The following is a 1,449-nucleotide window of genomic DNA, read 5'->3' as shown; positions in this document are numbered from 1 at the left end:
TTTTTTAATACGCGCCTCCCCCCGCCGCCGGGGCCGGCCGCCGGGGGCCGGCCCCCGCGCGCCCGGCGCGGGGCCCGCCCGCCCCGCTTCCCCGCGGGCCGGGGTAGGTGCCGCAGCCCGCGGCGTGAGCAGGCACGCGCACCCGTCAGGATTCCGTGCACCCGGCAACACGGCTCGCAGCCGGGGCCGGGTTTCCGGTCCCGGCGCGTAGGCCGAGCGTTCCTGCGCGGTCAAGTCGCGGCAAATGGCGCGGCATAGCCTGGCGATCGCTGCGGCGCGGGGGCGAGCAGGGCCACCTGCCACACGCGTACGGTCGGGTCTTCGCTGCCGGTGACCACAGTGCGGCCGTCCGGGCCGAAGGCCACCGAATCCACCGTGTCGGTGTGTCCGGAGAGCCTGGCCAGCACCGCGCCGATGGGTGTGCCTTCTTCGGTGTCGGCGTTCCACAGCCGCACTGTGCCGTCGTCCCCCGGCGCCAGTGGCCAGGATGCGCCCGTCCGGGCTGAAGGTAGTCGACACGACGGCACCCGTGTGCCCGGACAGGATCCCCCGGCCGCAGCCCGTCCGCGCGTCCCGCAGCCTCACCGCCATGTCCTCACCACCGGTCGCGAGAAGCGCCTGGTCCCATCCCGACATACTGTCCGGCTGTTCACGCCGAAGCCCTGCAACCCGACTCAGCGGTTGCTGGCCTCCACCGCAACAGCGGGATGGGGCCGAACAGCGGGAACCAGGGGGCAGGCTGATGGTGCGACAGCTCACGCGGCGGACGACGCTAGCGGTGCTCACCACGGCGGCGCTCGTCGGTCTCGTCGCACCGAACGCCTCAGCGGCAGGGGCTGAGGCCTTCGGCCGGAAGTGGAGGGCGGTCGTGAAGGGTCAGCTGGTGCACATCCGCCCAAACGACATCGCGGACTACCTAGACGGAACGGGAACGGGAACGGGAACCACCAAGGACAGCGCGGTAGCCAATGCCGAGAAGCACGCCAACACGAAGGTTCCGCAGGGTCACTACAAGCGGCACCGGAAGCCCGTGCGGCTGGAGCGGGTGGAAGTGAGCAACACGGCACGGCCGGATGCTGCTGACGGGTAGCGTCGTCGCTGCCCCGGGGCGTGGGGCGTGGCTGGCAGGCTGCCAACAGCCCGAATACCGTCGGCTGCAGGGTGCATCACGTCCCGCAGCCGACGGTCCTGCGCCCAGGGACGTGCTCCAGATCACCGCAGCGCGGAGATCTGGAGGCCGGGCGAGGTAACTCGCCGGGGTCTGGTCGTATCGAGTGGCGACCCCTCGCCAGGCATTCAGTGTCTGGCCCGTCCGGGTGATGAGGGATCGTTCCTGCGTAGCGGTCCGGGTCGTGGGAGCAGAGAACCGGATCGATTCGTGGTTAGCGTCTGGTGGGTCCGGCCGGTCGGGGCCGGCCTTTCGGTATGCGACCGGGCCGGGCGGCATCA

Annotated in this window: 2 protein-coding genes and 1 pseudogene; 1 reads left to right on the top strand and 2 read right to left on the bottom strand. The window is 71.4% G+C overall.

Features of this window, described 5'->3' with window-relative positions; genetic code table 11:
- Window positions 1-230: 230 nt before the first annotated feature.
- Together ACFV7Q_RS38875 and ACFV7Q_RS38870 are read right to left on the bottom strand one after the other, a co-directional pair.
- Window positions 231-455 carry a WD40 repeat domain-containing protein gene (locus ACFV7Q_RS38875; RefSeq protein ID WP_385435676.1) on the bottom strand — a complete coding sequence of 75 codons (225 nt, stop codon included), beginning with the start codon at window positions 453-455 and terminating at the stop codon, window positions 231-233.
- A 25-nt stretch (window positions 456-480) separates the two neighbouring features.
- Window positions 481-591 (bottom strand): annotated as a pseudogene (locus ACFV7Q_RS38870) (WD40 repeat domain-containing protein); the annotation flags it as partial.
- A gap of 151 nt (window positions 592-742) precedes the next feature.
- Here ACFV7Q_RS38870 and ACFV7Q_RS38865 point away from each other — a divergent pair.
- Complete coding sequence (locus ACFV7Q_RS38865) at window positions 743-1,090, top strand: hypothetical protein (RefSeq protein WP_385435674.1); 348 nt, start codon at window positions 743-745, stop codon at window positions 1,088-1,090.
- Window positions 1,091-1,449 lie beyond the last annotated feature (359 nt).

It is taken from the genome of Streptomyces sp. NPDC059851 (assembly GCF_042732005.1).
Classification (GTDB): Bacteria; Actinomycetota; Actinomycetes; order Streptomycetales; family Streptomycetaceae; genus Streptomyces.
This window is presented reverse-complemented; position numbering and strand designations above follow the sequence as displayed.